This window comes from Hymenobacter agri (genome assembly GCF_054778495.1).
In genome coordinates this window covers 1-3,715 of the sequence record NZ_BAAGZM010000432.1, presented here as the reverse complement: position 1 = coordinate 3,715, position 3,715 = coordinate 1, and the positions used below count along the sequence as shown (strand labels likewise).

Annotated in this window: 3 protein-coding genes and 1 pseudogene; all 4 read right to left on the bottom strand. The window is 63.5% G+C overall.

Going from position 1 to position 3,715, the window contains the following annotated elements:
• Nucleotides 1-102: 102 nt before the first annotated feature.
• Nucleotides 103-1,542: an RtcB family protein gene (locus ACYVDE_RS17155; RefSeq protein WP_460502770.1), complete on the bottom strand. Its 1,440-nt coding sequence runs from the start codon at nt 1,540-1,542 to the stop codon at nt 103-105.
• A gap of 91 nt (nt 1,543-1,633) precedes the next feature.
• Nucleotides 1,634-2,203 (bottom strand): hypothetical protein, encoded by a 570-nt coding sequence (locus ACYVDE_RS17150; RefSeq protein ID WP_460502769.1) that lies wholly within the window; start codon nt 2,201-2,203, stop codon nt 1,634-1,636.
• A 97-nt stretch (nt 2,204-2,300) separates the two neighbouring features.
• Complete coding sequence (locus ACYVDE_RS17145; RefSeq protein ID WP_460502768.1) at nt 2,301-3,191, bottom strand: cation diffusion facilitator family transporter; 891 nt, start codon at nt 3,189-3,191, stop codon at nt 2,301-2,303.
• Nucleotides 3,192-3,258: 67 nt separating this feature from the next.
• A pseudogene (locus tag ACYVDE_RS17140) lies at nt 3,259-3,715 on the bottom strand (hypothetical protein); the annotation flags it as partial.

Here is a 3,715-nt window from a genome sequence, read left to right as displayed (position 1 = left end):
GCGGCGTCCGGCCGGTAACGCTGGGCGCCTCGCGGCTGCGCACGGAAACGGCCGCGCTAGCGGCGGTGTTCACGGCGCAGGTGGTGCACCAATTGTAAACTGCTACTCCGCCACCAGCGCCGACGCATCCGCCTGCGAATCTTGCGCGGCGGCGGCGGCAGCTTCGGCGGCTTTTTTGGCCAGCTTCTTTTTGCGCCAAGGGGCGTCCTGTTCCCAGTCGCCGGCCATGATGCAGCCGTAGGGCCGGATTTCGTCGATGATGGTTGCCAAGCCGAAATCGGTGATTTGCTGCTTCACGTCTTCGGCGTTTTTGTAGGCACTGGGCAGCTCCGAAATGTCGATGCGGTTGAAGAAAAAGCGGGCATCGATACCCTGGGTTTCTTCGGCAAAGATTTGCTCGTTGGTCTGGCCGATTTTGCTGTATTTGTGGCGGGTGCGGCTGAGGTTGCGGCCGGCGCCGTGCGGGGCAAAACCGAGGTTATTGGCCGTGGTGTCGCCTTCCACGATGAGAATAGGCTGGGCCATGTTCAGCGGAATGATGCGCGGGCCGGTGATGTCGGGCATAAACTTGGGGTCGAGCGGCGTGGCACCTTTGGCGTGGTAGAACACGTCGCCGTCGCGAAACACGAAGTTGTGCTCGTTCCAGTAGCGCTGCTGCACGGGTGCGGCCAGCTTGGCGGCTACGGCGTCGTGCAGCACCTCATGGTTGCGCTTGGTCCACTTGCGCACGGTTTGCAGCGCGTTCCAGTAATTCACGCCTTCCACCGATTCGCTGGGAATCCAGGCGTTGTCGGGCGCGGTTTCGGGCGAAATCTCACGGCGGTAAAATTCCGCAATTTTCATCCCGTTGCCATAGAGCACGGCCCCCACGCCGCGCGAGCCGTGGTGCGTCACGAGCATGGTGTCGCCGGTGGCGGCCGACACGCCCACGTAGAGAAAGTGGTTGCCGTCGCCCTGGGTGCCGAGGTGCTCGTGGGCCATTTTCAGGCTGCGCTCGGAATTCAGAAACGGGTTGGCGCGCATTTCGGCCTCGATTTCGGGGGGAAGCTCAAATTGCTGCGCCGGCTCGCGCCCGCCGGGGCCGAAGTGCGTGATGCCCTGCGCCACGTCGAGCACCGTTTTGGGGTCGGTTTTACCCAGGTTGGTCAGCATCACCGAGCAGCAGATGTCGGCCGAGTGCATGCCCGGGTGAATGGCGTTGCGCGCGGCCACTACCCCGCCCACCGGAATGGTGCCCAGCGGGCCCGCCGGGCAGGCATCGGGCATAATGGCCCCGGCTACCACCGTGGGCGTGCGCATGAGCTGCTGCATCGACTGCCGCACGTAGTCGATGTTGGCCTGTTCCACGGCCGTGTCGGCCCGAATATTTTCGTGGAATGATACCGGCGCGGGCAATAGCGGCAGCACGGGGGCCGGCTTCACGATATCGAGGTAGGCGTGCAGGGCCTCGCCTTCGAGGGCGTGGGCATTGATGTGGTCCAGCGCGTCCTTGAACCATTTGCCGGGCTTGAAGCCCAAATCGAGTAATCCTTTGCCGGTCATCAGCGGTAGTGATAGCAGGAACGGCAGTCCGCCCCGCGTGAGGAAAGTGATTCAGGAAAATAGCCCTTGTAAACCAAGCCCGGGGCCGCGCTTACGAGGCCAGCGTGGTTTCGGAAGCGGCCGTGGCCCGCGGCTGAGAAGCCGCCTGGTAAAAAGCCCGCATGAATTTGCTGCGGTACACCAGCGTCATCATCAGCGCCACCCCACCATTGAACGCGAGCCCCAGCGCGAGCACGAATGCGTGCATGGCCGGCGCCTCCACGCTGCCGCGCAGCCAGCCGCGGTAGAAGCTGAAGGTTTCGACCAGCACCAGCAGCGGCAGCAGCCACAGCAGCCGGCGCCGGGCCGCATCGGAGCGGTTTATCATGCGCAGGGCGGTGAGCAGCGTGAGCAACGCCAGGCCCAGGTGCAGCAGGTAGAGGCACCAATGCAGCTCGCCGGATACGTAGCCCACCGCCCCACCATACTTCTGCTGCTGGGCATTCCAGTTGCCTAGCAGCCAGGCCAGTTGCCCGAAAATATTGCTGTAAGCCTGCACCAGCAGCGCTAGGCAGATGGCCTGCCACACCTTGGCTTTGCCGTGCTGCCCACGGTCGGACTGGTAATTGTGGTAGAGTCCCACGGCCAGAATAAGCAGCGCAATGACTTTGAAGCCGTTCATAGAAAGTTGCCGGATGGCGCGTTGAGCATTGGTCCGGACGAAAGTAGGACGCGCCGCCGAATTCCTTTCGGCTCACCTCGGCTAGCGGCCGGGCCGGCTACGCCGGCTCGATGTGAATGAGCACGTGGCCCAACTGCGGCAGCTCCCGCCGGAGCGTGTCTTTCAGCTGGTGGGCTACTTCGTGGCCTTCGCGCACGCTGATGTCGCCACTTACCAGGGCATGCAGGTCGATGTGGTACTGCATGCCGGCTTTGCGCACGAAGCATTTTTCGGTGCCGCGCACGCCGGGCACGGTGCCGGCCACCTGCCGGACTTCGGCCACCAGGTCGTCGTACACGTGCTCGTCGAGGATTTCGCCCAGCGCCGGCCGGAAAATGTGGTAGCTGTTGTAAAAGATGAGGCCGGCGGCCAGCAGCGCGGCCCAGTCGTCGGCCGACTCATACCCCTTACCCATGTACAGGGCAATGGAAATACCAATAAAAGCGGCCACCGACGTGATGGCGTCGCTGCGATGGTGCCAGGCGTCGGCTTTCAGCGACGAGCTGTTGGTTTCCTCGGCGCGCTTCATCACCAGCCGAAACGAAATTTCCTTCCAGATAATAATGCCGCCGAGCACGATGAGCGTCCAGGATTTGGGCAGCTCGTGAGGCGTGCCGATGTTTTGGATGCTCTCGTAGGCGATGATGGTGGCCGAGGTGATGAGGAAGCCCACCACCAGAAACGTCACCAGCGGCTCGATGCGACCGTGGCCGTAGGGGTGGTTGTCGTCGGCGGGGCGATTGGCGAATTTCAGGCCCAGCAACACCAGAATGGAGGCGAAAATGTCGGCCGTCGACTCGATGGCATCGGCCACCAGGGCGTAGGAATTGCCGAAGAAGCCAGCCGCGCCCTTAATCAGGGCCAGGCTGGCATTGCCGGCGATGCTGAAATAGGTGGCCTTAACGGCCGTTTCGTGGTTAGAGAGCGCCGGAGCGGTAGCGTCAGTCATCGGGCGAAAGTAAAATACCGGCCCGAACCGGACCCGCGGCGGCCCTTGCATCGGCTACCTGCCGCTACTACGGCAACCGCGGGCCCGCAGATGCCACCGCCGGCCCCGGAGCCACTGCCACGGCCGCCGTCTGCGGCCACAACTGCCGGATGGCCGCTAAGTGCGCCAGCAGCACCAGCGGCACTACCACCCCCGGCAGCCACACAAACGGAAAGTGCAGAATGGCTACGTTGGGCTGCTCGAAGCCAAACCGCTGCAAAGGCGTGGGCACCGAGAGCAGGGCATTCGCCACGATATTAACCAGCGAAATCAGGCTCAACGCATTCCAGAGCAGCAGCCCGCGCCGGCCCAGCTGCTGCCGCCGAAACGCCAGCCACCACACCAGCGGCGCGGTGAGGCCGGCCAGCACATCCCAGTTTCGCCCCTCAAAGGTCATCAGCCGGGGCACGGCATGATGCACGTACAAGCCAAACAGCACCAGCTCGACCGGCACCCGCACCACGTGCAGCAGCGAGAGCACGTCG

Bases quoted from the DNA above. Each gene is read 5' to 3' on its own strand.
- ACYVDE_RS17155 (WP_460502770.1), bottom strand. From the start codon at position 1,542: ATGACCGGCAAAGGATTACTCGATTTGGGCTTCAAGCCCGGCAAATGG.
- ACYVDE_RS17150 (WP_460502769.1), bottom strand. From the start codon at position 2,203: ATGAACGGCTTCAAAGTCATTGCGCTGCTTATTCTGGCCGTGGGACTC.
- ACYVDE_RS17145 (WP_460502768.1), bottom strand. From the start codon at position 3,191: ATGACTGACGCTACCGCTCCGGCGCTCTCTAACCACGAAACGGCCGTT.